The organism is Nonomuraea sp. KM90 (assembly GCF_052246675.1).
Lineage (GTDB): Bacteria > Actinomycetota > Actinomycetes > Streptosporangiales > Streptosporangiaceae > Nonomuraea.
Genome location: NZ_JBQQCB010000010.1, coordinates 1 through 24,408, shown reverse-complemented (window position 1 = coordinate 24,408; position 24,408 = coordinate 1). Strand labels below are relative to the sequence as shown.

The 24,408-nt window shown below is 70.3% G+C and carries 23 protein-coding genes; 13 read left to right on the top strand and 10 right to left on the bottom strand.

Annotated features, from left to right (window positions below):
* Positions 1 to 108 precede the first annotated feature (108 nt).
* Positions 109 to 924 (top strand): alpha/beta fold hydrolase, encoded by an 816-nt coding sequence (locus ACTWPW_RS13835; protein WP_375116706.1) that lies wholly within the window; start codon positions 109 to 111, stop codon positions 922 to 924.
* Between the two features lie 59 nt (positions 925 to 983).
* Here ACTWPW_RS13835 and ACTWPW_RS13830 read toward each other — a convergent pair whose 3' ends face one another.
* From ACTWPW_RS13830 to ACTWPW_RS13815, 4 genes are all read right to left on the bottom strand, one after another.
* Positions 984 to 1,286 carry a hypothetical protein gene (locus tag ACTWPW_RS13830; RefSeq protein ID WP_443168950.1) on the bottom strand — a complete coding sequence of 101 codons (303 nt, stop codon included), beginning with the start codon at positions 1,284 to 1,286 and terminating at the stop codon, positions 984 to 986.
* Positions 1,283 to 1,477 carry a hypothetical protein gene (locus tag ACTWPW_RS13825; protein WP_364112648.1) on the bottom strand — a complete coding sequence of 65 codons (195 nt, stop codon included), beginning with the start codon at positions 1,475 to 1,477 and terminating at the stop codon, positions 1,283 to 1,285. The genes ACTWPW_RS13830 and ACTWPW_RS13825 overlap by 4 nt, the downstream gene beginning before the upstream one ends.
* A gap of 98 nt (positions 1,478 to 1,575) precedes the next feature.
* A complete protein-coding gene (locus tag ACTWPW_RS13820; protein WP_375116708.1) occupies positions 1,576 to 2,766 on the bottom strand; it encodes a helix-turn-helix domain-containing protein in 1,191 nt (396 codons plus the stop codon).
* Positions 2,767 to 2,847: 81 nt separating this feature from the next.
* Complete coding sequence (locus ACTWPW_RS13815) at positions 2,848 to 3,315, bottom strand: MarR family winged helix-turn-helix transcriptional regulator (RefSeq protein WP_375116709.1); 468 nt, start codon at positions 3,313 to 3,315, stop codon at positions 2,848 to 2,850.
* Positions 3,316 to 3,406: 91 nt separating this feature from the next.
* Here ACTWPW_RS13815 and ACTWPW_RS13810 point away from each other — a divergent pair, with 91 nt between their 5' ends.
* Positions 3,407 to 4,264, top strand: a complete 858-nt coding sequence (locus ACTWPW_RS13810; protein WP_375116710.1) for a haloalkane dehalogenase — start codon at positions 3,407 to 3,409, stop codon at positions 4,262 to 4,264.
* Positions 4,265 to 4,282: 18 nt separating this feature from the next.
* On the opposite strand, the gene ACTWPW_RS13805 is transcribed toward ACTWPW_RS13810, so the two are convergent.
* A complete protein-coding gene (locus ACTWPW_RS13805; RefSeq protein ID WP_375116711.1) occupies positions 4,283 to 4,789 on the bottom strand; it encodes a MarR family winged helix-turn-helix transcriptional regulator in 507 nt (168 codons plus the stop codon).
* A 61-nt stretch (positions 4,790 to 4,850) separates the two neighbouring features.
* Between ACTWPW_RS13805 and ACTWPW_RS13800 the strand changes: the two genes are divergently transcribed.
* Both ACTWPW_RS13800 and ACTWPW_RS13795 read left to right on the top strand, forming a co-directional pair.
* On the top strand, positions 4,851 to 6,128 hold the full coding sequence (locus tag ACTWPW_RS13800; protein WP_443168949.1) for an amidohydrolase family protein: 1,278 nt from the start codon (positions 4,851 to 4,853) through the stop codon (positions 6,126 to 6,128).
* 45 nt (positions 6,129 to 6,173) lie between these two features.
* Complete coding sequence (locus ACTWPW_RS13795) at positions 6,174 to 7,163, top strand: YihY/virulence factor BrkB family protein (protein ID WP_443168948.1); 990 nt, start codon at positions 6,174 to 6,176, stop codon at positions 7,161 to 7,163.
* Here ACTWPW_RS13795 and ACTWPW_RS13790 read toward each other — a convergent pair.
* Entirely contained in the window at positions 7,152 to 8,285 is a 1,134-nt protein-coding gene (locus ACTWPW_RS13790) for a D-alanyl-D-alanine carboxypeptidase family protein (RefSeq protein WP_375116714.1), read from the bottom strand. The genes ACTWPW_RS13795 and ACTWPW_RS13790 overlap by 12 nt on opposite strands.
* 83 nt (positions 8,286 to 8,368) lie before the next feature.
* Here ACTWPW_RS13790 and ACTWPW_RS13785 point away from each other — a divergent pair, with 83 nt between their 5' ends.
* Complete coding sequence (locus tag ACTWPW_RS13785) at positions 8,369 to 8,641, top strand: SCO4848 family membrane protein (RefSeq protein WP_443168947.1); 273 nt, start codon at positions 8,369 to 8,371, stop codon at positions 8,639 to 8,641.
* On the opposite strand, the gene ACTWPW_RS13780 is transcribed toward ACTWPW_RS13785, so the two are convergent.
* Positions 8,613 to 9,965 (bottom strand): peptide ligase PGM1-related protein, encoded by a 1,353-nt coding sequence (locus tag ACTWPW_RS13780; protein ID WP_375116716.1) that lies wholly within the window; start codon positions 9,963 to 9,965, stop codon positions 8,613 to 8,615. The genes ACTWPW_RS13785 and ACTWPW_RS13780 overlap by 29 nt on opposite strands.
* Before the next feature lie 536 nt (positions 9,966 to 10,501).
* Between ACTWPW_RS13780 and ACTWPW_RS13775 the strand changes: the two genes are divergently transcribed.
* Positions 10,502 to 11,725 carry a M20 family metallopeptidase gene (locus ACTWPW_RS13775; protein ID WP_375116717.1) on the top strand — a complete coding sequence of 408 codons (1,224 nt, stop codon included), beginning with the start codon at positions 10,502 to 10,504 and terminating at the stop codon, positions 11,723 to 11,725.
* 170 nt (positions 11,726 to 11,895) lie between these two features.
* Here the strand turns inward: ACTWPW_RS13775 and ACTWPW_RS13770 are convergent, their stop codons facing one another.
* The gene (locus ACTWPW_RS13770) at positions 11,896 to 13,785 is read right to left on the bottom strand and encodes a Xaa-Pro dipeptidyl-peptidase (RefSeq protein WP_443168946.1); all 1,890 of its coding nucleotides are present in this window, start codon (positions 13,783 to 13,785) and stop codon (positions 11,896 to 11,898) included.
* Between the two features lie 287 nt (positions 13,786 to 14,072).
* Between ACTWPW_RS13770 and ACTWPW_RS13765 the strand changes: the two genes are divergently transcribed.
* The 6 genes from ACTWPW_RS13765 (at position 14,073) to ACTWPW_RS13740 (ending at position 20,927) form a co-directional block, all read left to right on the top strand.
* Complete coding sequence (locus ACTWPW_RS13765) at positions 14,073 to 15,143, top strand: BMP family lipoprotein (RefSeq protein WP_364112624.1); 1,071 nt, start codon at positions 14,073 to 14,075, stop codon at positions 15,141 to 15,143.
* An 82-nt stretch (positions 15,144 to 15,225) separates the two neighbouring features.
* Positions 15,226 to 16,833 carry an ABC transporter ATP-binding protein gene (locus ACTWPW_RS13760; protein ID WP_375116719.1) on the top strand — a complete coding sequence of 536 codons (1,608 nt, stop codon included), beginning with the start codon at positions 15,226 to 15,228 and terminating at the stop codon, positions 16,831 to 16,833.
* The gene (locus tag ACTWPW_RS13755; protein ID WP_375116720.1) at positions 16,833 to 17,975 is read left to right on the top strand and encodes an ABC transporter permease; all 1,143 of its coding nucleotides are present in this window, start codon (positions 16,833 to 16,835) and stop codon (positions 17,973 to 17,975) included. Before ACTWPW_RS13760 ends, ACTWPW_RS13755 begins: the two co-directional genes overlap by 1 nt.
* Positions 17,972 to 19,252, top strand: a complete 1,281-nt coding sequence (locus tag ACTWPW_RS13750; RefSeq protein WP_375116721.1) for an ABC transporter permease — start codon at positions 17,972 to 17,974, stop codon at positions 19,250 to 19,252. The genes ACTWPW_RS13755 and ACTWPW_RS13750 overlap by 4 nt, the downstream gene beginning before the upstream one ends.
* The gene (locus tag ACTWPW_RS13745) at positions 19,249 to 19,644 is read left to right on the top strand and encodes a cytidine deaminase (protein WP_443168945.1); all 396 of its coding nucleotides are present in this window, start codon (positions 19,249 to 19,251) and stop codon (positions 19,642 to 19,644) included. Before ACTWPW_RS13750 ends, ACTWPW_RS13745 begins: the two co-directional genes overlap by 4 nt.
* The gene (locus ACTWPW_RS13740; protein ID WP_364112614.1) at positions 19,644 to 20,927 is read left to right on the top strand and encodes a thymidine phosphorylase; all 1,284 of its coding nucleotides are present in this window, start codon (positions 19,644 to 19,646) and stop codon (positions 20,925 to 20,927) included. The genes ACTWPW_RS13745 and ACTWPW_RS13740 overlap by 1 nt, the downstream gene beginning before the upstream one ends.
* A gap of 235 nt (positions 20,928 to 21,162) precedes the next feature.
* Here ACTWPW_RS13740 and ACTWPW_RS13735 read toward each other — a convergent pair whose 3' ends face one another.
* Positions 21,163 to 21,549: a MarR family winged helix-turn-helix transcriptional regulator gene (locus ACTWPW_RS13735; RefSeq protein ID WP_375116723.1), complete on the bottom strand. Its 387-nt coding sequence runs from the start codon at positions 21,547 to 21,549 to the stop codon at positions 21,163 to 21,165.
* An 87-nt stretch (positions 21,550 to 21,636) separates the two neighbouring features.
* Between ACTWPW_RS13735 and ACTWPW_RS13730 the strand changes: the two genes are divergently transcribed.
* Positions 21,637 to 23,049: an MFS transporter gene (locus ACTWPW_RS13730; RefSeq protein ID WP_375116724.1), complete on the top strand. Its 1,413-nt coding sequence runs from the start codon at positions 21,637 to 21,639 to the stop codon at positions 23,047 to 23,049.
* Positions 23,050 to 23,113: 64 nt separating this feature from the next.
* Here ACTWPW_RS13730 and ACTWPW_RS13725 read toward each other — a convergent pair.
* The coding region (locus ACTWPW_RS13725; protein ID WP_443168944.1) for a hypothetical protein at positions 23,114 to 24,408 on the bottom strand (1,295 nt) is incomplete at its 5' end.

Below are 24,408 nucleotides of genomic sequence, written 5' to 3'. Positions count from 1 at the left end.
CGCGTACGCCTCTCCCATCGAAGGGCTCGCCGCCGGCCGCCGAGGCGGGCCGGTTGTCAGGGCGGCTTAGCGGCGCTAAGTTGCACTTAGCGATGCTAAGGAGAGGCCATGGAAATGACGGCGAAGGCGGCCGACGGGACCGAGGCGCGGGCCGTCGACGAGGGGAGCGGGCCCGTCATCCTGGTCCTGCACCCCGGCCTGGACGACGGCGCCTCCTGGCGGAAGGTGGCCGAGCGGCTGACCCCCGGCTACCGGGTCGTCCGCCCGCACCGGCGGCAATACCGGCTCGACCTCCCGCCCTGCACCGTCGCGCAGGAGGTCGAGCACGTGCTCGCGGTGGTGGCGGCCGTCGGCGGCGGGCCCGTGCTGGTCGCGGGGCACTCCTCCGGGGCGGTGATCGCGCTGGAGGCCATGGTGGCGGCGCCGTCGGCGTTCGCCGGGGCGGTCCTGTACGAGCCGCCGGCGGTGATCGGACCGCCGCTCGGGGGACCGCACGGCGAGGTCCACACCCGGACCCGGGCCGCCATCGCCGCCGGGCGGCCGGGCCGGGCGATGCGGATCTTCGTGCGCGACACCGTGGGGCTGCCGGCCTGGGCGGCCCTGCTGGTGGGCTGGTTCGTGTCGGTGTCGCCGAGGATGCGGGCACTGGCTCCCCGGCAGATCGAGGACAACGCCGCCATGGACTCCCTCGGCGTCCGGCTCGGCGCCTACGCGGAGATCAGCGCGCCGGTGGTGTTGCTGGGGGGCGACCGGAGCCCGGGGCACCTGGGGGAGCGGCTGGACGCGTTGGAGCGGGTGCTGCCGGCCGCGTCGAGGGTGGTGCTGTCCGGCCAGGGCCACTCGGCCCACGCCAAGGCCCCCGGAGAGGTGGCCGCCGTCATATCGGGCCTGGCTGCCAGGGTGCTGCCGTCCACCACCGGCTGACGCTTTCCGCTCGGGCCCGGCTTCCCCGGAGAGGGATGGGAAGCCGGGCAGGGGGGTGGTCAGGCGGGTGGCCAGGCGGTCCGGCCGTTGTGGAGGAGGGACGACTGGTGGGCCAGGGCGGAGGCGAGGGTGATGGCGTCAGGGCCGCCGATGCGTTCCCGTACTCCGCCGGCCGTCAGTTGCGCCGTGATCGGCCGCCGCAGCTCGGCCGTCCACCTGGGCGCGCCGGCCGCGTCGATGCGGAAATGGATCTCCCACGCCGGATACGTGGACCGCAGGACCTCGAGCTGCCGCCTCGCCAGAGGATGGTCGTTCTCGGGCGGCGAGCCGGCCCAGGGGCCCTCGAAGGGCGTGCCGGTCATCTCCGCTGCGCCGCCCGGTGCACGCGTAGGAGGGCACGCAGGGCGGCCAGGCTGGGCCGGGTGAGCCGGGTCTCGTCGCGTATGGCGGTCCAGCCCGAATGATCTCGTACGAAGGACCACCCGGGGAACTCTCGGGTGGCCTCCTGGAGCAGGCGTTCCATGACGAAATCGGCAGTCGGCGCTGTGGTCATGGACGCAGAGTCGCACCCGCGCGCCTGTCCGTGACGAACTCGGGCGCAAGATCTCCCTGTTCGTGGTGACCGAACTCTGAGTTCGCCCGCCGGGCGGCTCAGATCGGGATGTCGTGGCGCTCGGCCAGGTAGCGCACCTCCGGCGCCCACGACGGCCGCGCCCGCCGTGCCAGCGAGCGGACCATCTCCCTCAACAGCAGCTTGTGGTCGAGCTCTTCCGGGCATTCACGCTCTATTCGCAGGAGGTGGAGCAGGCTGGCGGCGTCGTCGCCCAGGTCCTCGCAGGCGCGGGCGACGTGGCCGAGGTGGGTGGTGCGCCGCTCGATGGACGGCGTGCGCCGCAGGTCGATGTCGTCGGCGATGTGCAGCACCGCCTCCGGGCGGCCGGTGTCGTTCTCGATGCTGGCCATGTGGATGGCGACGTTGGTGGGGCCGAAGAAGGCCAGGTCGTAGACGCCCGAGGAGTCGTCGACCCGCTCGGCCAGTTGCGCCGCCGGCCCGCGTACGCGCTCCCTGGCCCCGTCGTCGTCGCCCATGCGGGCCTCGCCGATCGCGGCGAGCAGGTGCAGCGCGCCGAGCGCCTTGAGGTGGCGCTGGTCGCCGTCGCCGACGTGCGGCTCCAGCAGCTCGATGCCGCGCCGCGCGACGTCGTACGCGATCTGGTGCATGTCGTCCGACAACATCGACTGCCCCAGGTTCCAGTACGCCCACGCGATCATCAGCGGATCCCCGGACTCCTCGGCGAACCGCATGGCCCGGTCGGCCGCGAGATGCGCCAGATCGACCCGCCGCAGGTGCTTCAGCACCCCCCTGGCCAGCAGGTACGCGTCCGTCGCCACGCTGTGCGCGCCCGGTGTGCGCTCCAGGGCCAGGCTCTCGGCGTCGGTGACCAGCGACGGCAGCGCGGCCATCAGGATCGAGTAGCGGCGCGTCGAGGTGAACCAGGCGTTGCGGGCCGCGGCCACTCGTTCGGAGAGCTGCTCGACGTCGGGCGGTTCGATGTCGGGCGCCAGCGACCGGCACGTGAACAGGGCCCGCTCGATGTCGCTGATCTGCGGCCTGCTCGGCTCGTGGGAGTCGCGCGGGGTCTCGCCTAAGAGCACCGCGGTGCGTACGCCCAGCACCTTGGCGATCTCCCGCAGGAGGGGGAGCGAGGGTGTTCGTTTGCCGTGCTCGATCAGCTCGATGTGCCTGGGGGTGCAGCCGGACTGGGTCGCCAGCGCGGTGGTGCTCATGCCCCTTCGCTCGCGCTGGAGTCTGACCATCTGCCCGGTGCTGATTTCGGCCATAGGCGCGACGCCTCCTGGATCGGTCCCAACTCCCCTCAGGCTAGGGCTCCCGATGTTCCGCTGCCATGGTTTCGGCCCTGCTCAGGCCCCACGACGCCGCGAATGGTGGGCCAGCAGGCGGGCGAGAAAATCCGTGAATTGCTCGCGTTCCGGTCCGCTTAGGGGCGCCAGGAAGTCGTCCTGGAGCTCCGCCATGAGACGCTGCAGCCGCTCCAGGTGCCGGCGCCCCTGCTCGGTGATGGTGATGACGTTGCGGCGGCGGTCGGCGGGGTCCGGCGCGCGCTCGACGTGGCCGCGCTCGGTGAGCTCGTTGATGACGGCGACCAGGTCGCTGCGGTAGATCCCGGTGATCCTGCTCAGCTCCGCCTGGCTCACCGGGCCGGACGCGCGCAGCGCCATGAGCGCGGCGTAGTGCCACTTGCGGGCGTCCGCTCCGGCCAGGCCCTCGGTGACGAGCCGGTCGGCGTGCGTGGCGACCAGCGACAACATCCGGCTGGGCACCTTGCGCAGGGGGGCCGGGGTGAGTTGTTCGTCCATCGGGTCCGTCATGCGGGCGATCTTATCTGTTGCGTTAGTGCGACTAACGGTGTAATTTCGTTAGTGCCACGAATGTTAGTCAAACGAACGAAAAGGATCGATCATGCCTGAGCTCGATGTGCTGGACTCCGCGATGTACTACGAGGACGCGGGGGAGGGTGTGCCCTTCGTCTTCCTGCACGGCAATCCCGCCTCGTCCCGCCTGTGGCGAAACGTGCTGCCCGGGGTCGCCCGGCCCGGCCGCCGGCTGCTCGCCCCCGATCTCATCGGCATGGGGCGCTCGGGCAAGCCGGACGTGCCGTACCGGATGGATGACCACGCCCGCTACCTCGACGCCTGGTTCGACGCGCTCGGCCTGGACGGTGTGGTGCTGGTCGGGCACGACTGGGGCGGCGCGCTGGCGTTCGACTGGGCGGCCCGCCACCCGGAGCGGGTGCGGGGCGTGGCCTTCATGGAGACGATCGTCCGTGGGATGAGCTGGGACGAGCTGGGCGAGGGGCCGCGTGCGCGGGCCGAGCTGATCCGCGGTCCCGAGGGGGAATCGCTGGTGCTCGACCGGAACTTCCTCGTGGAGACCGCGTTCACCGGAGGGGTGCTGACGAGCCTGAGCCAGGAGGAGATGGAGCCGTACCTGGCGCCCTACCCCACCCGGGAGAGCCGCCGTCCGCTGCTGGAGTGGGCGCGGTCGCTGCCGATCGACGGCGAGCCCGCCGACGTGGCCGCCCGCCTGGACGGCTCGGGCAAGTGGCTGGCGAGCAGCGACGACGTGCCCAAGCTGCTGCTCACGTTCGACTCGTCGCCGACGCTGCTGGTCGGGGAGGCGATGGCGGCCTGGTGCGCGGAGAACATCGCCGCCCTGGAGACCGAGCACTGCGGCCCGGCCGGCCACCACGCGCCGGAGGACCGGCCGGAGGAGATCGCCGCGGCCATCACGTCCTGGGCCGCGCGCCACGGACTGTAGCCGGGCATGGGGGCGGGCTCAGCGGTAGCGGCGGCGGCTCATCGGAGTGAGGACCGCGCGCAGCACGTCCGCCGCCTGCCGCACCGTCTCCTCAGGGATCCCCGCCGTGACGTCCTCGTGCGCCCGCGCCGAGGCCTCCAGCGCCGCCTCGGCCCGCAGGCGCCCCTTGTCCGTCAGCTGGACCCAGCGGCTGCGGGCGTCACCGGAGTTGGCCTCGCGCTCCACGTATCCGGCCGCCGCCAGCCGCTGCAGGACGTTGCTGATCCCCCCGGAGGTGAGCAGCAGCGACTTCGACAACTCGCTCGGCTTCATCCGGTACGGCGGCGCCGCCCGGTTCAGCGCCGTCAGCACGTCGAACTCGGCGTAGGTCAGCCCCAGCTCCGACAGCTCGGCCTTGATCGCCTGCTCGAAGTGCAGGTGCAGCCGGGAGGCCCGCTTGCTCAGCTCGAGTGCGGCGATGAGCGACGACGACATGCCCGCCTCCTGCCAGCCGGGCACCAACGCGTCGATCTCATCCGGTTTCACGCCATCGAGAATACCCATCATCAGATTGCTTTCTGAAAAGCTTCTCTCTAAGCTTTTCACTATGGTAATCACCCAACTGATCAGGAACGGCCTCGTCATCGACACCGAGCCGGAGCCCGTCGTCCTCGGCCACGCCGACGTGCGGATCGAGGGCGACGTGATCGCCGAGGTGGGCCCCGGCCTGCCCGAGGTCCCGGGCGCGCAGGTGATCGACGCGACCGGGCGGATCGTGCTCCCCGGCTTCGTCGACACCCACCGGCACACCTGGCAGGCGGCCATCAGGGCGGCCGCGCCCGACGTCGACTTCCCCGGTTACCTGCGGCGCGTCATCGGCGAGTTCGCACCCCGCTTCCGGCCGGAGGACGTCCACGCCGGCAACCTCGCGGGCGCGCTGGAGTGCCTCGACGCGGGCGTCACCACGCTGCTCGACTGGTCGCACATCCAGCTCACCCCCGACCACACGGACTCCGCCGTCCGGGCGCTGCGCGAGTCCGGCGTCAGGGCCGTGTTCGGCTTCTGCCACGGCGGCGACCCGGCCGGCCTGGCGAGCGGGGCCCGGCGCGTACGCGAGCAGCTCCCGGACGCCTCCGGCCTGGTCACGATGGCCCTCGCGGCCCTGGGACCGGAGATCGCGGGCCCCGAGCGCGCGCTGGTGGAATGGCGGCTGGCCGGCGAGCTGGGCCTGCCGGTCACCGCGCACCTGGGGCACACTCCGGAGGGCGCCGCCGACGGCCTGGCGTTCCTGGAGTCCAACGGGCTGCTCGACGTTCCCACCACGTTCGTGCACGCCCTGCACTACACCGACGAGCACTTCAAGCGCATCGCCGCGAACGGCGGCAGCGTCTCGCTCGCGCCCGTGGACGAGATGAACCTGGCGATGGGCTACCCGGCCACCGGGCGGATCCGGGCGGCGGGCATCCCGGCCGGGCTCGGCGCCGACACCGTGGTCTGCTCGCCCGGCGACATGTTCTCCCTGATGCGCGCCGTTCACCTGCTCGAACGCGGCCGCCCCGGCGGCGCCGGGCTCGGCTTCACCACCCGTGACGCGCTGCGCATGGCCACCATCGAGGGCGCAGAGGTGCTCGGCATGGCCGACGTCGTCGGCTCGCTGCGGCCGGGCAAGCAGGCCGACCTGATGCTCCTGCGCACCGACACGCTGGGCATGGCGGCCGCCCACGACCCGATCGGCGCCGTCGTGCTGAACGCCGACCTCGGTTGTGTGGAGACGGTCATGGTCGCGGGGCGTGTCGTCAAGAGTGGTGGGCAGTTGCTCCATCACGACCTGGCGGCGGTCCTGGCGGCCCTGGCGCGGAGCGCGGGCGCGGTGGCTCGTACGTGATCGTCACCCGGGCCTGGGGTAGGAGATCCCTGGGAAGAGGGTGTCATGGCGAGTCTGACGGAGCGCGTCGAGTCGGTTAAGGCATGGGGGCGCGGCAAGCTCGACGACTGGCGGGTGCGCAGGCTGTCGTTCGACCATCTCGTCCGCGCGGCGCAGCGCTACCAGCTCCAGTCCGGCGACCGGCTGGCCGGCGCGGTGACCTACTTCGCCTTCCTGTCCTTCTTCCCGCTGGTGGCGCTGGCGTACGCGGTGCTCGGGTTCGTGGTGGCGACCAGCGATGAGACCAGATACGCCCTGGAGAAGGCCATCGTCGAACGCCTGCCGGGCATCTCCGCCCAGCTCGACATCAAGGCCATCGCCAGGGCCAAGGAGACCGCCGGGATCATCGGCCTGCTCGGCCTCCTGTACGCCGGGCTCGGCGCGCTCGACGCGCTGCGCGGGGCGCTGCGGGACATCTCGATGGCCACCACGCCCCCGCTGAACTTCTTCCTCGGCAAGCTGCGCGACCTGGCCTCGCTGATCATGCTGGGGCTGACGGCGATCGTGTCCGTGCTGGTCGCGGGGTTCGCCACGACGGCCACGGACAAGGTCGTGCACGCCGTCTTCGGCGGCGCGGACATGCTGGCCAACCTCGGGCTCAGGGCCGCGGGCGTGACGGCGAGCGTGGGGGCGGACTGGGTGCTGTTCGTGATCCTGCTCGGCTGGGTGGCCCGGCCGACCCGGCCGTTCCGGGTGATCGCCCAAGGGGCGCTGCTCGGCGCGATCGGGTTCGGGGTGCTGAAGCAGATCGCGACGCTGCTGCTGGCCACCACCCTGGGCAACCCGGTCTACGGTACGTTCGCCGTCATCGTCGGCCTGCTGGTCTGGATCAACTTCTCGGCCCGGCTCGTGCTCTTCGTCGCCGCCTGGACCGCCACCTCGGGGCTGTGCCCGCCGCCGGCGCCCTCGCCGGTCCCGTTCACCGAGGAGCCGGCGCCCTCCGCGGAGGGCCCGGCTCGCTCCGTCGAGGAGGCCGGCCGGCCGTCAGAGGCGTGAGCGGCCGCGCTTGCGGCGGATCCCGTACCCCAGCCAGATCAGCCCGAACAGCAGCCCGCCGCCGATCACCAGCGAGCCGACCGTCTTGGTCGAGTCGGTCTGCTTGGAGGCGGCGGTGTCCAGCAGCGGCGGCTGGGCGGCCGGCGTGACCGAGGTGCCCGGCGAGGCGGGGGCGGCGGCGGACGGGCGCTGCTGGGGCGCGGCGAGCGCCGACGCGGGCAGCGGGTCCACGAGCTGACCGACCGGGGCGGCCTTGCCGCGCACCGAGAATCCCCAGTCGAGCAGCTGGGTGATCTCGTCCCAGAAGCCGCCCTGGTGCCGCATGATGCTCACCACGATCGTGTGGCCGCCGCGGGTGGCCGCGCCCACGAAGCTGGCCTGCGCCTTCGAGGTCCAGCCGTTCTTGACGCCGACCATGCCCTGGTAGCGCCAGAGCAGCTTGTTGTGGTTGCTGATCTCGTAGTGGCCCTTGGGCGCCGGGAACTTGCTGGTCTTCGTGCTGATGTAGCGCCGGAACTCGGGGTTGGCGAGGCCGGCGCGGGCGATCAGCGCCAGGTCGTACGCCGAGCTGCTCTGCCCCGGCTTGTCCAGGCCGCTGGGCGTCTTGGCCACGGTGTCGTACGCCTGCAGCCGCTTGGCCTCGGCGTTCATGTCACTCATGGTCTTGGCCAGGCCGCCGTTCGTCTCGGCCAGGGCCATCGCGGCGTCGTTGCCCGACGACATCATCAGCGCCTTGAACAGGTCGTCGACCTTGTACGTCGCCTTGGGCGACAGCCCGACCGCGCTGCCCTCCTGGTTGCAGGCGTTCTGGCTGGGCCGGATCTTGCGGTTCTTGTCGAGCTTGGGGATCAGTGTGAGTGCGGTCAGCGTCTTGAGCGTGCTGGCCGGCAGGTAGCGCCCGTGGGCGTCCTTGGCGGCGAGCACCTGCCCCGTTCCGGCGTCCGCGATGACGTACGAAGTAGCCTTGCTCTTGGGCGGCTTCTTGACGCCTGCGGGGACAACCAGTCCGCGGCTGCCCAGCGCCTCGCCGCCGACCGGCGTCGTCGGTTCGGCATATGCGGTCCCGCCGGTGAGCGAGACCGAGGCGATGAGTGCCGTGACCGGCACGAGTTTCGTCCACATGGCGGTCTCAGCGTAGCTCCGTGTTAATGCCCATGTGGCGACACATCCCCCGAAGATCCACCTTCGATACTAGAGAGGTACATGTGTCACGAAAGATCGCCGGATTCCTCATCATCCTGGGCGTATTCATGATCTTCGAGTGGGTGAACCTGGGGTTTAACTTGGCCGATGGGCATCCGACCAGCTTCTACGTGGTGCACGGGATCCTGATCGCGGTGAACATCATCCTCGCCATCGTGTTGGGGATCATCGGCTGGCGCGGCCTGCGGGGCTCCTCAGCGGGGGGCTCGGCAGGGGGCTCGGCGGGGGGCACGGTCGGGGGCTCGGTCAGGGGCCGCAGAGGAGACGCCGGGTGAGGGCGTGCAGCTCGTCGGCCTCCTCGCGTGAGTTACCGATCGAGGTGAAGCCCAGCTTGCCGTACTCGGGGATCGCGCCGAGCAGGTGGAACACGTTTCCGGTGCGCCGCTCGGCGTCGAAGCCGATGCCGAGCCGGTCCGCCGTCCGCATCACCTCACCCGGGGTGCGCCCGCGCAGGCAGGACGAAGCGCAGTTGTCGGTTGCGGTGTAGAACTTCGGCTGATTTCCAGACATGAGGTGACCGGTGGCCTGATCGTACGTGGCCCCGGTCGTCAGCACGGCGGCGCCGAACGGATGCGTGGTGCCGCCGATCCGGAGGTTGATCTCGCACAGCAGCGCCGCGTACCCGGCGTCGGCCTTCAGCGCGAAGAAGTCCATCCCGAACAGCCCGACCACTCCCCGCTCGGCCAGGACCTGCGCGATCCGGCCGGCCGACGCGCCCACCTCGGCGCGGTACTCGGGCGCCGCGGGGAACGTGCAGCCCTGGTAGACGTGGCCGTTGTTGCCACCCAGCACCTGGTCGTGCGTGGCCAGCACCTGAGCCTGACCGCCGGGCGTGATTTGAGCCAGCGCGCTCGGGTAGTAGAGCGGGCGATGTTCGATGAACTCCTCGACCACGGCCCCCCGGTCACGGATCTTCGCGGTGAAGTTGGCCCAGGTCTCGCCGGCTGCGGAGAAGCTGGTGAGCGACCTGTCGGCCTTCGTGACGATCGCGTTGCCGAGACCGGAGTACCCGTCGTTCAGCTTCACGATCACCCGCTCGCCGGGCAGGGCCTCCATCGCCTCCTCGATCTGGAGCGCCGAGTGCACGCCGGCGAAGCCGCGCGCCATCGGCACACCCGCCTCGTGTCCCACTTCCCGGGCCCCGCTCTTGGAGCCGTAATAGGAAAGGGACGTTGCCGGTCCGTAGAGGGGAACGTTGAGTAACGAGGCGAGCTCCTCCTCGAGCTCGCTGAGGACGAACGGCACCAGCCAAGCGTCACCGTCGATCGCCGAGCGTAACTGCTCGATGACGTCGGGGCGATCGAGCAGGGTCCTGGTCAACGGCTGGGACCAGGGGTCGTCGAGGCTGATCAGCGTGAGACGCTTGGCGGCGTCATCCGGGTCGGGCAGGAACGCGAAGTAGTAGTCGACGATGTCGGGGTCGATGGGCGCGGAGGAGAGGTAGACCACCTTGACCTTGGGTTCGCGGAGCGTGAGCAGCAGGAACAGCAGGCGCTCCTCGTACGACCTGGCCGCCGTGATGCGGCGGAGCTCATCCTGCGGGAGGGAGAGCGAGGGTACGACCACCAGGGTCCCCTCACTCGGCTCGAAGATGCTCAACCCAGCACTCTTCTCCCCGAACGGGATATTAGTGATCATACAGCGAGTGAAACACGCATTCTTCTCAAATGCAGCCATCGTTGGAGTGTCATGACCATGACAGAAGGTGACAGGATTCGGAATCGCTGACCACGTTTGAAGTGACAGCATCGGGTCACGATCTACTGATCCCTTGTGACTATTTCCGGATCAGCCGCGCGTATGCGGAACGTGACGACCTGCGGTTTCGGCCCTGCCGTCGGCTAACTTTTGGTGTATCTGTCGGCGCGGAGTCGCAGGGGAGCGATAAAGTCGAGGCATCGCCATCGGGCTCACGGCCGACCGCTGTGCTCCCGGGCTGGAGCGGCGGCAATCACAACCGATGACCGCGAAGCCCGTGCTGACGATCTCGCGCACCGTACCCACTGGGTGTGCCTTTTGGTTCGCCGAGCGGCCGCTCAAACCGGGTGGCCACCGCGGGATGGAGATTTTTACAGGGCATGAGCCGCGATGGCCAGCACATCTGGGGCGCGCGGCATGGGACGGGACGGTGACATATGCGGGGACGTGAGCTGCGGGGGGAACTCGACGCGTTCCTGGCGGAGACCGAGCAGGATCTCGTGGCGTTCCGCCGCGATCTCCACATGCACCCTGAGCTGGCCTTCGCCGAATATCGTACGACCCAGCGGATCGCCGACAGGCTCGTCGCCGCCGGTCTGAAGCCCACGGTGTTCACCCAGGGCACGGGGCTGATCTGCGACGTGGGCAGCGGCGACGGGCCGACCATCGCGTTGCGCGCCGACATCGACGCGCTGCCCCTGCAGGACGAGAAGGACGTCGCCTACCGCTCGACCGTGGACGGTGCCTGCCACGCCTGCGGTCACGACGTGCACACCTCGGCGCTGCTCGGCACCTCGCTCTTTCTCGCCCAGCAGGCCGCCGCCGGTCTGCTGCCCGGCCGCGTACGCCTGATCTTCCAGCCCGCCGAGGAGCTGCCCGGCGGCGCGCTCGAGGTCATGTCCCAGGGCGGCATCGCCGGCGTGGACCGCATCTTCGGGCTCCACTGCGACCCGCGCGTGGACGTGGGCCAGGTCGGGCTCAGGCCCGGCCCGATCACCTCCGCCTGCGACAAGATCGTCATCAGGGTCTCCGGCCCCGGCGGCCACACCGCCCGCCCCCACCTGACCGCCGACCTGGTCTTCGCCCTGGCCAAGATCCTCACCGAACTGCCCGCGGCCCTGTCGCGGCGCGTCGACCCGCGCTCCTCGCTCAGCCTCGTCTGGGGCAAGGTGGAGGCCGGCTCGGCGGCCAACGCGATCCCCGACGACGGCGTGGCCGAGGGCACGGTGCGCTGCCTCGACGAGACCGCCTGGCACGCCGCGCCCGACCTGATCAAGTCGCTGCTGGAGTCGGTGGCGGCCGCCTACGGGGTCGAGGCCACGATGGACTACACGCGCGGGGTGCCGCCGGTGGTCAACGACGAGGTCAGCGTCGAGATGCTGGCCGAGGCCACCGAGCGCGTGCTGGGCGCCGGGGCGGTCGTCCCCACGCAGCAGTCGCTCGGGGGCGAGGACTTCGCCTGGTACCTGGAGTCGATCCCGGGGGCGTTCGCCCGGCTCGGGACGCGGTCGCCCGACGGGGTGACGTATGACATCCACCAGGGGACGTTCGACGTGGACGAGAAGGCGATCGCGATGGGCGTGCGGGTCCTGGCCGCCACGGCGCTGACGGCGCTGTGGGAGGTCGGGCCGCTGGACCCGGTCACCTCCGCCCTGGCCTGACATGCCCTTTTCCGTCTCCGCCTGACCCCTGTTCCTCCCCACCCGGCCGTACTTCGGGTCTCGCGTGCCGCGTCGCGGAGTGCGGGGCCCGGTTCGCGCAAGGGGCGCGCCCGGCTGGTGGACAGCCGGGCGCGCGCAGGAAAGCGTGGCCGCCTTTGTGAGGCGGTCGTTCAGAGCAGTTTGCCCAGGGTCACGGGCAGGCGGAGGGCGGACTGGGCGGGGGATACGGTGATCTTGGTGCCTGGCGGGTAGCGGAGGGTGTAGTCGTAGTCGGTGGAGATGATCACCAGGCCGAGCCGGTGCCCCTTCTTGAACAAGTAGTCGGTCGGCTGGAAGTCCCAGGTGAACGTGTAGTCCTTGCCGGGCCGTAGGGGCTCGGTGCGGTCCGGGCGGTGGCGGTTGCGGACGTCGAGCCAGCCCCGGGTGACGATCTTGTACGGGGTCGTCGCGGTGCCGAGCGTCCGGAGGGTGGTGCAGCCCGTGTCACCCGGGACGCCCTGGCCGTAGCAGTAGGACTGGCCGGTCGAGAGCAGGGTGCCGTTCGGGCGGACGTCGGTGCCGTAGTCCACCAGCAGTGCCGTCAGGTACGGGGACGCGCCGTCCTTGAGCGAGGCCCGCACCGACACCGTGGGCGTTCCCGAGATCCGCACGTCGGCGGGCAGCGCGCCGGTCGTCCACGCCAGCCGGTTCGGATCGGCCCCCGTCGCCTCCACGAGCTGCTCGGCTGTCCTGACCTTCTGGTCCACGAACGACTCCTCGGGCGAGCGCGGGCGGGGCAGCAGGCCGAGCGTCGAGCCGGAGCCCGGGAAGAGGGGCACGGTCGCGGTGCCCGGCAGCGGCCACGAGGCGTGCTGGGCCCACTGGCCGGCGGCGATCTCCACGTCCGCCTGGGGCTCGCGCATGATGCCCGAGTCGATGCCGTACAGCCAGTGGTCGAACCAGCCGTGGAGCTGGCGCAGCCATTCGACCGTGCGCAGGCTGAAGGGGTTCATGTGGGTGCCCTGGTGCAGCCAGATCTTGCGCGGCACGTGCCGCTTGGACAGGGCGTACCACCACTGGGCGAACTGCTTGGTCTTGACGTTCCAGTCGTTGAGCCCGTGCACCACGAAGACGCTGGCCTTGACCTTGCGCACGTCGTTGAGGTAGTTGCGGGCGTCCCAGAGGGGGCTGTAGTCGCCGGTGATCCGGTCCTGGGTGGCGGTGATCCCGTCGATCACGTCGCCGCAGGCCTCCTGGCCGTTCTCCCTGGTCAGTACGTATTTGGCGAGCACGTCCAGGTCCTCGCCCTGGAAGCCGCCGGGCGCCAGGACGCCGCCGTTGGCGCGGTAGTAGTCGTACCAGCTGGAGATGGCGGCGATCGGCACGATCGTCTCCAGGCCCTCCACGCCCGTCGCGGCGACGGCGTTGGGCAGGGTGCCGTTGTACGAGACGCCGATCATGCCGACCTTGCCCGTCGACCAGGTGGCCTCGACCGGGTGGCCCTCGGCGTCGAAGCCCTTGGCGCGGCCGTTCAGCCAGTCGATCGCGGCCTTCGGGCCGGCCGTCTCGTTGCGGTCACCGGAGGTCGGGCAGCCGGTGGCGCGGGCGCTGCCGAGGTTCTCGACCAGGGCGATGGCGTAGCCGCGGGGCAGGAAGTAGTTGTCGTAGTAGCCGTCGAACGGTTCGGCGGCCGGCTTGGCCGACAGGGCGGTCAGGGCGGGCAGCGGGTTGCCGTTCTCGTCCACGTCCACGGGGTGGTTCGCGACGTCGTTGCCGGGGGCGTAGTACGGGCTCGCCTCCATGATCACCGGGACCTTCAGTCCCTGGTCGGTCTCCTTGGGCCGCAGGATGTCCACGGCCACCCGGTCGGGTGCGCCGTCGTTGTCGCTGTCGGTCCCCGCGACCTCGACGAACACCGTCTGCTTGACGGCGTCCGCGCGGGAGAAGACGGGCTGGGTGGCGTTGTTCTCGATCTTGATGGCGGGGGTGCCGGCCGAGGCGGGTGGGACGCCGGTGATGGACGCGACGAGTAACGCGGCCAGCGGCACGGCGAGTGCCCGAAGGGCCTTCCGAGGGTGCATGCAGAACTCCGATGCGAGATTTCACCGTCGCTGGGAACATCCGTCACGATCGGCTCTCGGGCAAGGGGTGATCGTGTACCAAAGTTGGGCAAAACTTTCCACGGGCGTACCGTGTGCCTGAACCGGGATTCAGGTCACGGACGCGAGTGATGTCGATAACGGACAGGTTGCGACCCTGTGCGCCAGTTTGGTTCGCCCTGGTCAAGCAACTATCTTCCGTGCAGGTGCCGTACGTTTCTTCGCGCCTGCGATGAGATTCGGCGGCGGGGAAATGGAAGGGAGTCGCCTTGCTCGGCAAGCGATTCAACAGGATGATGCTCGGCTCGGTGGCCGGTGTCATGCTCATGGCAGCAGCCGCTTGTGGCGGCGATGGTGGGGGCACCACGGCGGCCAGTCAGGAGCCGACCGGCGGCGCCAGCAGCGAAGCCACGAAGAGCTCGCTCAAGGTGGGTCTGGCGTTCGACGTCGGCGGGCGTGGCGACAAGTCCTTCAACGACGCCGCATACGCCGGCCTGGAGAAGGCAAAGACGGATCTCGGTGCGGAGATCAAGGAGCTCAGCCCGTCCGCCGACGGTTCCAACCGCGGCGACCTGCTGCGCCAGCTCGCGGACGCGGGCTACAACCCGATCATCGGTGTCGGCTTCGCCTACGCCGAGGACATCAAGAAGACGGCCACCGAATACCCGGACATCGAGTTCGCGGTCGTCGACTCCGCCTCCAACGCGCCCAACGTGACCGGCCTGCTGTTCGCCGAGGAGCAGGGCTCCTACCTGGCGGGCGTCGCCGCGGCGACCAAGTCCGAGAGCGGCCACGTCGGCTTCGTCGGCGGCGTCGAGAGCGACCTGATCAAGAAGTTCGAGGCCGGCTTCGTGGCCGGCGTGAAGTCGGTCAAGGCGGACGCCAAGATCGACATCAGCTACCTCACCCCCGACGGTGACTTCACCGGCTTCAAGGCCCCCGACAAGGGCAAGGTCGCGGCCGAGAAGATGTACCAGGACGGCGCGGACATCGTCTACCACGCCTCCGGCGACTCCGGCCTCGGCGTGTTCCAGGCGGCGGCCGCGGCCAAGAAGAAGGCCATCGGCGTCGACTCCGACCAGCGCCAGACGGTCAAGGAGACCGACCTGCAGTCGGTCATCATGACCTCGATGCTCAAGCGCGTCGACGTCGGCGTGTTCGAGTTCATCAAGGCCTTCCAGGGCGGTACCAAGGGCGGCTCGAACGTCACCTACGACCTGAAGGTCGACGGCGTGGGCCTGTCCACCACCGGTGGCGAGATCGACGACATCAAGGACAAGCTCGACGCTGCCAAGAAGGACATCGTCGACGGCAAGATCACGGTTCCTGCCAAGCCGTAAATCGGGGCAGGAGAGACAGCCGAGGGCCCGGAGTCCTGACTTCGGGCCTTCTGCCTATGCCGCCCCCCTGTAGGAGAGGCAAATGAGTGCTGACACCTTGGCCACGGTGAAACCCGCCGTAGAGCTGGAGGGCATCACCAAGCGTTTCCCCGGTGTCGTCGCGAACCACGACATCCGCATCACCGTCCAGCCCGGCACGGTGCACGCCATCGTGGGGGAGAACGGCGCGGGCAAATCGACCCTGATGAAGATCCTGTACGGCATGCAGAAGCCGGACGAGGGCACCATCAGGATCAACGGCACGGAGGTCAGCTTCCGCACGCCGAGCGACGCCATCGCGGTCGGGATCGGCATGGTGCACCAGCACTTCATGCTCGCCGACAACTTCACGGTGCTCGAGAACATCGTCCTCGGGGCCGAGCCCACGACGGCCGGCGTGCTCGACACGGCCGCGGCGCGCAGGCGCATCACCGACCTGGCCGCCACCCACGGCCTGCGGGTCGATCCCGACAAGCTGGTGGAGGACCTCGGCGTCGGCGACCGCCAGCGCGTGGAGATCCTCAAGGTCCTCTACCGGGGCGCCCGCATCCTCATCCTCGACGAGCCGACGGCCGTGCTGGTGCCGCAGGAGGTCGAGGAGCTCTTCCAGAACCTGCGCGAGCTCAAGGCCGAGGGCCTGACGGTCATCTTCATCTCGCACAAGCTCGACGAGGTGCTCGACATCGCCGACGCGATCACCGTCATCCGGCGCGGCACCACCGTCGCGAGCGTCGAACCCAGCCAGGTCACCGCCCGCCGGCTGGCCGAGCTGATGGTGGGCAGCGAGCTGCCCACGCCCGAGACCCGCGAGTCCACCGTGACCGACACGGTCGCGCTGCGGGTCTCGCACCTCACGATGGAGGCCGACGGCCACCACCCGGCGCCGAAGGGCACCCCGGTCGGCACGTACGTGGCCAAGCTGCGCGAGGACGGCAAGCGCCTGCTCCTCGACGACGTGTCGTTCGAGATCCACAAGGGCGAGATCCTCGGCATCGCCGGTGTCGAGGGCAACGGCCAGTCCGAGCTGATCGAGGCCATCATGGGCATCCGCCCGGCGCACGGTGGCATCGAGCTGGACGGCCGGGACATCAGCGCCTGGTCCACGCTCAAGCGCCGCGAGTCCGGCATCGGCTACATCCCGGAGGACCGGCACCGCCAGGGCCTGCTCCTGGAGGCGTCCCTGTGGGAGAACCGCGTGCTGGGGCACCAGACCAGGAAGCCCGCGCGCAACGGCATCTGGGTCGACCGGCGGGCCTCGAGGGCCGACACCGAGCGCATCGTCAAGGAGTACGACGTACGCACCCCCGGCGTCGAGACCCTGGCCCTGGCCCTGTCGGGCGGCAACCAGCAGAAGCTGATCGTGGGCCGCGAGATGAGCGGTGAGCCCGCGTTCCTCATCGCCGCCCACCCCACGCGCGGCGTGGACGTCGGCGCCCAGGCCGCGATCTGGGACCACCTGCGCAACGCCCGCGCCGCCGGGCTGGCGGTGCTGCTCATCTCCGCCGACCTCGACGAGCTGATCGGCCTGTCCGACTCGATCCAGGTCATCTACCGTGGGCGGCTCGTTGCCGCGCTCGATCCTTCCGACATCACGCCCGAGCGGCTGGGCGGCTACATGACCGGCGCCATCGCCGGTACTGAGGAGACGTGATGCCCGCCGGGCTCAACCGGGCGCTGCTCACCGTCGCCGGCGCCGTCATCGCCATCCTCCTGGCGATCGCGATCTGCAGCGTGGCGATCGTCGTCGCGGGCGGGAGCCCGCTGGACGCCCTGGGCGCCTTCTTCAACTTCGGGGAGACCGCGCGGGCGGAGTCCAACTCCATCGCCACGCTCCTCAACCGGGCGGTGCCGCTGTTCATCGCCGGTCTGGCGGTGGCCGTCGGCTTCCGCATGAACCTCTTCAACATCGGCGTCGAGGGCCAGTACCGGATCGCGGCCATCTGCGCGGCCTATGTCGGCTCCACGTTCGCCGCGCCGGCCTGGATCCAGATCCCGGTAATCATCGTGGTCGCGGCGCTGGTCGGCGGCCTGTACGCGCTCATCCCCGCCGTCATGAAGGTGACCAGGGGGGTGAACGAGGTCATCGCCACGATCATGCTGAACTTCATCGCGATCAACCTGGCGGCCTTCCTCGTCCGCGGCCCCTTCGCCGGCCAGCGCGCCGAGGGCGACCTCTCCACGACCACGCCGAAGCTTCCCGACTCGGCCATGTTCCCCGACCTGAACTTCGTGTTCGACTGGTTCGGGCTGGTGCGGCCCACCCGCGAAGGCGGTCTCTGGGGCTTCCTCCTCGTGGCCGTCGTGCTCGGCGTGGTGGTCTGGCTGGTGCTGGAGCGCACCCGCTTCGGCTTCAACGTCAAGGCCAGCGGGCTCAACGGCCCCGCCGCGCTCGCCTCGGGCGTCAACCCGAAGACCATGGTGATCTCGGCGATGGTGATGTCCGGCGCGATCGCCGGCCTCATCGGCCTGCCCGAGATCCTCGGCTCCCGGGGTGCCTTCAACTCCAACTTCACCGCCGGCCTGGGCTTCCTGGGCATCGCGGTGGCGCTGCTCGGCCGGAACAAGCCCGTCGGCATCGCGATCGCCGCGCTGCTGTTCGCGTTCCTGGACCGGGCGCAGGGCGCGCTGCAGTTCGCGGACATCCCCGCCTCCGTCGTCACGATCATCCAGGGCGCCATCGTCCTGCTGGTCGTCGTGGCCAACGAGGTGACGAACCGGTTCGCGCTGAGACTCGAAGAGCGGCGGGCGGCCCAGCAGCTCGGCAGGAACACTCCGGTTGAGGTGACAGCATGACCCGGGTCGGCAAATACCACGTGGCGCTCATCGGCGTCGCGGCGCTCATCCTGCTGATGTCGCTGGTGCGGATGGTGTCCGGCCAGAACGACATCACCTCCTCCGGCACGTTCGCCGCCGGCCTGCTGCTGGCGGTGCCGATCGGCCTGGCCGGTCTCGGCGGCCTGTGGGCCGAGCGGGCCGGCGTGGTCAACATCGGCCTCGAAGGCATGATGGTGCTCGGCACCTGGTTCGCGGGCTGGGCCGGATACCAGTGGGGCCCTGTGGCCGCGCTGGCCGCCGGGCTGCTCGGCGGCGCGCTCGGCGGGCTGCTGCACGCGATCGCGACCGTGTCGTTCGGCGTCGACCACATCATCAGCGGCGTCGCCATCAACCTGCTCGGCCCCGGCATCACCCGCTTCCTGTCCGAGGTGCTCTACAAGGAGGGCACCCCGGCCTCCGAAGCGGGCGCGGGCATCACCACCTCGCCCGCCATCACCGGGAAGACGTGGGAGCCCAGCCTGCCGTTGCTCTCCGACGGTCCGGACCTGCTCGGCAAGCTGGAGAGCACCCACTGGTTCCTGCTGTCCGACGTGGCCGGCATCCTGCGCGGACTGACGCACAATGTGAACGTGCTGGTGATCCTGGCCGTGCTGCTGCTGCCGCTGACGTTCTTCGTGCTCTGGCACACGTCCTTCGGCCTGCGGTTGCGCTCGGCGGGCGAGAACCCGTGGGCGGCCGAGTCGCTGGGCGTGAACGTCTACCGGATCAAGTACCTCGCGGTCGTCATCTCCGGCGCCTTCGCCGGGCTCGGCGGCGTGTTCCTGGTCTTCGTCTCCAACAAGTACGTCGAGGGCCAGACGGCCGGGCGCGGCTTCATCGGCCTGGCCGCCATGATCTTCGGCAACTGGCGGCCCGGCGGGCTCGCGGTCGGTGCCGCGCTGTTCGGGTACACCGAAGGTCTGCGCCTGCGCAGCGAAGGCGCGGTCACCTCGTTCTTCCTGTTCGGGGCAGTGCTGCTGCTGATCTACCTGGGGCTGCAGGTCCGCCGCCTGACGGCGCCCGACCGGCCCGTCGAGCTGGTGGCCGGGCGCGCCAGGCAGTACACCCTGATGGCCGTCGCCGCGCTGGGCGCGGTCGTCCTGTTCTGGCTCTGGCTGGTCGTCGACAAGCTGGAGAGAGAGTTCGTCTTCATCACGCCACACGTGCTCACGCTGCTCGTGCTCCTGGTCGCCTCGCAGCGCCTGCGGATGCCCAAGGCCGACGGCGTGCGCTATCGCCGGGGGGAACAACATTGAACATCGACTGGAACGGCCTGCGGGACGAGGCCGCGGAGGCCATGCGGAACGCGTACGCGCCGTACTCGAAATTTCCGGTGGGGGCGGCGGCGCTGGTCGATGACGGGCGGATCGTCACCGGTTGCAACGTCGAGAACGCCTCCTACGGGCTGGGCCTGTGCGCCGAGTGCGGCCTCGTCTCGGCGCTGCAGAGCTCCGGCGGCGGCCGGCTGGTGGCCTTCACCTGCGTGGACGGCCACGGCGAGCTGCTGATGCCGTGCGGCCGCTGCCGCCAGCTCCTGTACGAGTTCGGCGGCGAGGAGCTGCTGGTCGAGACCGAGGACGGGCCGAAGCGGATGGCCAAGATCCTGCCGTACGCGTTCGGGCCGCAGGACCTCAGCAGGAGCGCCTGATGGACGCCATCGAGGTCATCCGCGCCAAGCGTGACCGGGGCGAGCTGACCACGGCCCAGATCGACTGGGTGATCGACGCGTACACGGGTGGCGTCGTGGCCGACGAGCAGATGTCCGCGCTGGCCATGGCGATCCTGCTGAACGGCATGAACCGGCGCGAGATCGCCGACTGGACGCAGGCCATGATCCGCTCCGGTGAGCGCATGGACTGGTCCGAGCTCGACCGGCCCACCGCCGACAAGCACTCGACGGGCGGCGTCGGCGACAAGATCACGCTCCCGCTGGCGCCGCTCGTGGCCGCCTGCGGGGCGTACGTGCCGCAGCTCTCCGGCCGCGGGCTCGGCCACACCGGCGGCACCCTGGACAAGCTGGAGTCGATCCCCGGCTGGCGGGCCTCGCTGTCCAACTCCGAGATGCTGCAGGTGCTGCGCTCGGCGGGGGCCGTGGTGTGCGCCGCCGGGTCGGGCCTGGCTCCCGCCGACAAGAAGCTGTACGCCCTGCGCGACGTCACCGGCACGGTCGAGTCGATCCCGCTCATCGCGTCGTCGATCATGTCGAAGAAGATCGCCGAGGGGACGGGGTCGCTCGTCCTCGACGTGAAGGTGGGCTCCGGGGCGTTCATGAAGACGGTCCCGATGGCCCGGGAACTGGCCGAGACCATGGTCGCGCTCGGGACCGACGCCGGGGTGCGGACGGTCGCGCTGATGACGGCGATGGACCGGCCGCTGGGGCGGGCCGTGGGGAACGCCCTGGAGGTCGAGGAGTCGGTCGAGGTGCTGGCCGGCGGCGGGCCCGCCGACGTGGTGGAGCTGACGGTGCGGCTGGCCAGGGAGATGCTGGAGGCCGCCGGGGTGTCGTCCGGGAAGGATCCGGAGAAGGCGCTGGAGGACGGCTCGGCCATGGACGCCTGGCGGCGGATGATCTCCGCGCAGGGCGGGGACCCGGACGCGCTGCTGCCTCGCGCGGCGGAGACCATGACCGTGGAGGTGCCGTCCTCGGGGGTGCTGACCCGGCTGGACGCGTACGCCGTGGGGCTGGCCGCCTGGCGGCTCGGGGCCGGGCGGGCGCGTAAGGAGGATCCGGTGTCCTTCGGGGCCGGGGTGGTGCTGCACGCCAAGCCGGGGGATCTGGTGCGGGCGGGGCAGCCGTTGATGACACTGCACGCGGATGAGACGGGGCGGTTCGAGCGGGCTCTTGAGGCTTTGGACGGGGGGTATGCGGTGGGTGACGCCGGCGAGGAGCAGCTTCCGCTGATCATCGACCGCATCACCGCCGCCCCGTAGCCCCTGCCGGTCCCTTCCCGATCCCAGCCCACCGACCGGGCTGGGGTCCCTTCGGCTCTGGGGAGTGAGGGGACGAGAGGGCGAAGGCGTCCCGGGGCCCGCCGACCGGCCTGGGGGTCCCTTGAGAGCCGAGAGGGGCCAGGGCTAAGGTCACCTGCGCGGGGCGCGGGGCGCGGCTACGGTGCCTTTGCGCCTTTCGCCGAAAGGACCCGGCCACGGTCGGTGGGGAAGCGGGTCAGGGGGTCAGGGCGGGGGCGTCGGCGAAGATCTCGGACAGCACGGCCCGGTGGGTGGGCAGCGCCTCGGCGTGGCGGGCGCGGCCCTCGTCCGTGATGCACACGAACACGCCCCGCCGGTCCTCGTCGCAGACCCCGCGCGACACCAGCGCCGCCTTCTCCAGCCGCGCCACCACCCGCGACAGCGCGCTCTGGCTCAGGTGGACCTCGTCGCACAGCTCCTGGATCCGGAGCTTCCGGTTGTTATGGACGATCCGGTCCAGAACCTCGAACTCGCTAGGCCCCAGACCGTGCCGATCGCCCAGCTCGCGCTCCAGCGCGCACATCGCCTTGGCGTGCTTGGCCAGGACGTAGTGCCAGGTCTCCACCACGAACTGCTCGTCCATGTCGCGGAGGTTACCACTTCGATAAAACTCATGCAACGACATTAAATGCGCTTGCATTAGATGCGAGTGCATGTATTGTTCTGACTCATGTCCTCTTCCTCATCCCGTTGGGGCGCGCTCGCCGTGCTCTGCGCAGTGATATTCCTTGACGCCCTTGACGTCTCGATGGTCGGTGTCGCCCTGCCCGCCATCCAGCACGACCTGGGCCTTACCACGTCTTCTCTGCAGTGGGTGGTCAGCGGCTACGTGCTCGGCTACGGCGGTCTTCTGTTGCTCGGGGGCAGGACCGCCGACCTGCTCGGGCGGCGCAGGGTTTTCCTGGTCGCTCTGGGCGTCTTCGCCGTTGCGTCGTTGTTCGGTGGTCTGGTGGACGATGGCGGGCTGCTGATCGCGGCCCGGTTCATCAAGGGTGTGGCCGCCGCGTTCACCGCACCTGCCGCCTTGTCGATCATCACGACGACTTTTCCTGAGGGACCGGAGCGCAACAAGGCGTTGAGCATCTTCACCGCCTGCGGTGCGAGCGGTTACTCACTTGGCCTCGTGCTGTCCGGTCTGCTGACCGAGATCGGCTGGCGGTGGACGCTGCTCATGCCGGTGCCCGTCGCGATCATCGCGCTGATCGCCGCGCTGAAGGTGCTGCCGCGGGGCCGGGAGGAGCGGGCCGAGGGCGGTCACGACCTGATCGGCGCCGTGACCATCACCGCGTCGATGTTGCTGCTGGTGTTCACGGTCGTGCAGGCGCCCGAGGCCGGTTGGGCCTCGGTGCGGACGATCGGCTCGCTCGTGGGCGTGGCGGTGCTGCTCGGCCTGTTCGTCTTCACGGAGCTGAGGATGCGGCACCCGCTGGTGCGGCTCGGCATCCTGCGCTCCGGCCACATCGTGCGCGCCAACCTGGGGCTGCTCATCCTCATGGGCTCGTACGTGGCCTTCCAGTTCGTGGCCATGCAGTACTTCCAGAACCTGCTGGGCTGGTCCGCCCTCGGCACCGCCATGGCGTTCCTGCCCGCCGGCCTGCTCGTTGCGCTCACCTCGACCAAGATGGGCGACTTCGCGGACCGGTTCGGCACCGGCAAGCTGATCGTGATCGGCGCGGCCGCGCTGGCCGGCGGGTACGCCGTGTTCCTCGGCATCGACCGCACGCCCAGCCTGGGCGGCATGGTCATCCCCGGCATGATCCTGCTCGGCATCGCGTTCGCGCTGTCGTTCCCCTCCCTGAACATCCAGGCCACCAACGGCGTGGACGACGACGAGCAGGGGCTGGCCTCCGGCCTGCTCAACACCTCCGGGCAGGTGGGCGGCGCGATCGTGCTGGCCGTGGTGACCGCCGTGCTCACCTCGGGCGGCGGCGAGACGCTCTCCATCGGCTCGCTGCGCGCGGCGATCGTGGTGTCGCTGGTGCTGGCCCTCGTCGGGCTGGCGATCTCGGCGACCGGGCTGCGGGCCCGCAAGGCGGCGGTGGCTCCGGGGGAGGACAAGGCGCAGGTCTACGAGACCGTCTGATCGTGGACGACCGTCTGATCGTGGACGCGGGAGGGCCTCGCCGGGGGGTGGCGGGGCCCTTCGCTCATTCCCGGAAGAGGCCGAGCGGGTCGTCGTAGTACAGCTCCTCCGACACCGCCCCGTCCGTGACGTCCGTGGTGGTGCCCGACCGCACGTCGACCTTGACCAGGTGCGTGTACTCGTCGTCCTCCAACTGGCGGATGAGGACCTCGTCGGCGCCGAGCCAGCGTTCGACCTGCACCACCTCGTACTCGCCCAGGTCCGCGCGGGTGCCCGTGAGGCGGCCCGTGCGGGCGTCCATGACGACGAGCTCCGTGTCCTCCGCCACCAGGGCCAGCCGGCGACCGTCCGGGGAGAGCGCGCCGCCGTACTCCAGGAGGCCGGGGTCGACGCGGTAGCCGCCGTCGAGGCCCTCCGGGCCGTTCAGCGTGAGCTTGGTGATGGAGGCGTGGCCGGGGACCTTGGTGACGTCCTCCTTCTCGCCGACCACCCTGGTGCCGTCGTCGGACACCGCCAGGATCCGGATCCGCTCGCCGAACTCGTAGTGCGTGACGCCGGTGTCGAAGTCCAGCGTCGCGCCGCCGCCGTCCTCGAAGTAGACGGAGAAGTAGCGGCCGCTCGGGGAGGACCTGAAGTGCGGGGTGGCCCGCTCGTCCGTTACGTCGATCACCTTGACGACGCCCGTACGGAGGTCCCGCACCACGTACGAGCCGTCGGACCTGCGGTAGGCGGCGCGGTGGCCGTCCTGGCTGAGGGCCAGCGACATCGTGGCGCCGGTGTCCGCGTCATAGCCGGCACGGGCGCCCGGGAGCCGCCATTCGTCGCCCGTCGCGGTCGTCAGCCGCCACTGGGCGCAGGGCAGCGGGTCCTTCTGGTTGGTGCCGCCCGAGCGGCAGTAGCCGGTGGTGGCGTACTGGACCGGGTCGTCCAGCTCGGCGGCCAGCGGGTCGGGGATCTGCTCCTCCTGTGCCTCGAAGCTCGAGTAGGGGGAGGCCTGGTCGCCGGTGACCTGCTGCTCGATGTTGCTCACCATGGCGTTCACGCCCACCGCCACCAGGGCGACGAACGCGCCCACCGTCCCCAGGGACACCATCGTCCACGTGGCCACGCGGATCCTGCGGCGGCGGGTGAGGCGGGTCAGGACCGGCTCCGAGACGTTCGTGTGCGTGGTCGTCAGCTCGGAGGCGGTGGCGATCAGGGCGGCGCGCAGGGCCGGGTCGTCGGGCGGGGGTTGTGCTACCGGGGTTTCCCACGGTTGGGCCGGGGCCGTCCAGGAAGGGGAGGAGGCGGTGCCGCTGGTGTCCCAGGGGGCGGTCCACGGGTCCTGGTGGGGTGTGCCAGGGGCCGGGTCCCCGGCGG

What these genes read in the sequence shown, in the direction of transcription:
- ACTWPW_RS13770 (WP_443168946.1), bottom strand. Translation starts at nt 13,785, where the DNA reads ATGCACCCTCGGAAGGCCCTTCGGGCACTCGCCGTGCCGCTGGCCGCG.
- ACTWPW_RS13825 (WP_364112648.1), bottom strand. Translation starts at nt 1,477, where the DNA reads ATGACCACAGCGCCGACTGCCGATTTCGTCATGGAACGCCTGCTCCAG.
- ACTWPW_RS13775 (WP_375116717.1), top strand. Translation starts at nt 10,502, where the DNA reads ATGCGGGGACGTGAGCTGCGGGGGGAACTCGACGCGTTCCTGGCGGAG.
- ACTWPW_RS13795 (WP_443168948.1), top strand. Translation starts at nt 6,174, where the DNA reads ATGGCGAGTCTGACGGAGCGCGTCGAGTCGGTTAAGGCATGGGGGCGC.
- ACTWPW_RS13835 (WP_375116706.1), top strand. Translation starts at nt 109, where the DNA reads ATGGAAATGACGGCGAAGGCGGCCGACGGGACCGAGGCGCGGGCCGTC.
- ACTWPW_RS13815 (WP_375116709.1), bottom strand. Translation starts at nt 3,315, where the DNA reads ATGACGGACCCGATGGACGAACAACTCACCCCGGCCCCCCTGCGCAAG.
- ACTWPW_RS13800 (WP_443168949.1), top strand. Translation starts at nt 4,851, where the DNA reads ATGGTAATCACCCAACTGATCAGGAACGGCCTCGTCATCGACACCGAG.
- ACTWPW_RS13810 (WP_375116710.1), top strand. Translation starts at nt 3,407, where the DNA reads ATGCCTGAGCTCGATGTGCTGGACTCCGCGATGTACTACGAGGACGCG.
- ACTWPW_RS13820 (WP_375116708.1), bottom strand. Translation starts at nt 2,766, where the DNA reads ATGGCCGAAATCAGCACCGGGCAGATGGTCAGACTCCAGCGCGAGCGA.
- ACTWPW_RS13760 (WP_375116719.1), top strand. Translation starts at nt 15,226, where the DNA reads ATGAGTGCTGACACCTTGGCCACGGTGAAACCCGCCGTAGAGCTGGAG.
- ACTWPW_RS13740 (WP_364112614.1), top strand. Translation starts at nt 19,644, where the DNA reads ATGGACGCCATCGAGGTCATCCGCGCCAAGCGTGACCGGGGCGAGCTG.
- ACTWPW_RS13790 (WP_375116714.1), bottom strand. Translation starts at nt 8,285, where the DNA reads ATGTGGACGAAACTCGTGCCGGTCACGGCACTCATCGCCTCGGTCTCG.
- ACTWPW_RS13750 (WP_375116721.1), top strand. Translation starts at nt 17,972, where the DNA reads ATGACCCGGGTCGGCAAATACCACGTGGCGCTCATCGGCGTCGCGGCG.
- ACTWPW_RS13755 (WP_375116720.1), top strand. Translation starts at nt 16,833, where the DNA reads ATGCCCGCCGGGCTCAACCGGGCGCTGCTCACCGTCGCCGGCGCCGTC.
- ACTWPW_RS13730 (WP_375116724.1), top strand. Translation starts at nt 21,637, where the DNA reads ATGTCCTCTTCCTCATCCCGTTGGGGCGCGCTCGCCGTGCTCTGCGCA.
- ACTWPW_RS13735 (WP_375116723.1), bottom strand. Translation starts at nt 21,549, where the DNA reads ATGGACGAGCAGTTCGTGGTGGAGACCTGGCACTACGTCCTGGCCAAG.
- ACTWPW_RS13830 (WP_443168950.1), bottom strand. Translation starts at nt 1,286, where the DNA reads ATGACCGGCACGCCCTTCGAGGGCCCCTGGGCCGGCTCGCCGCCCGAG.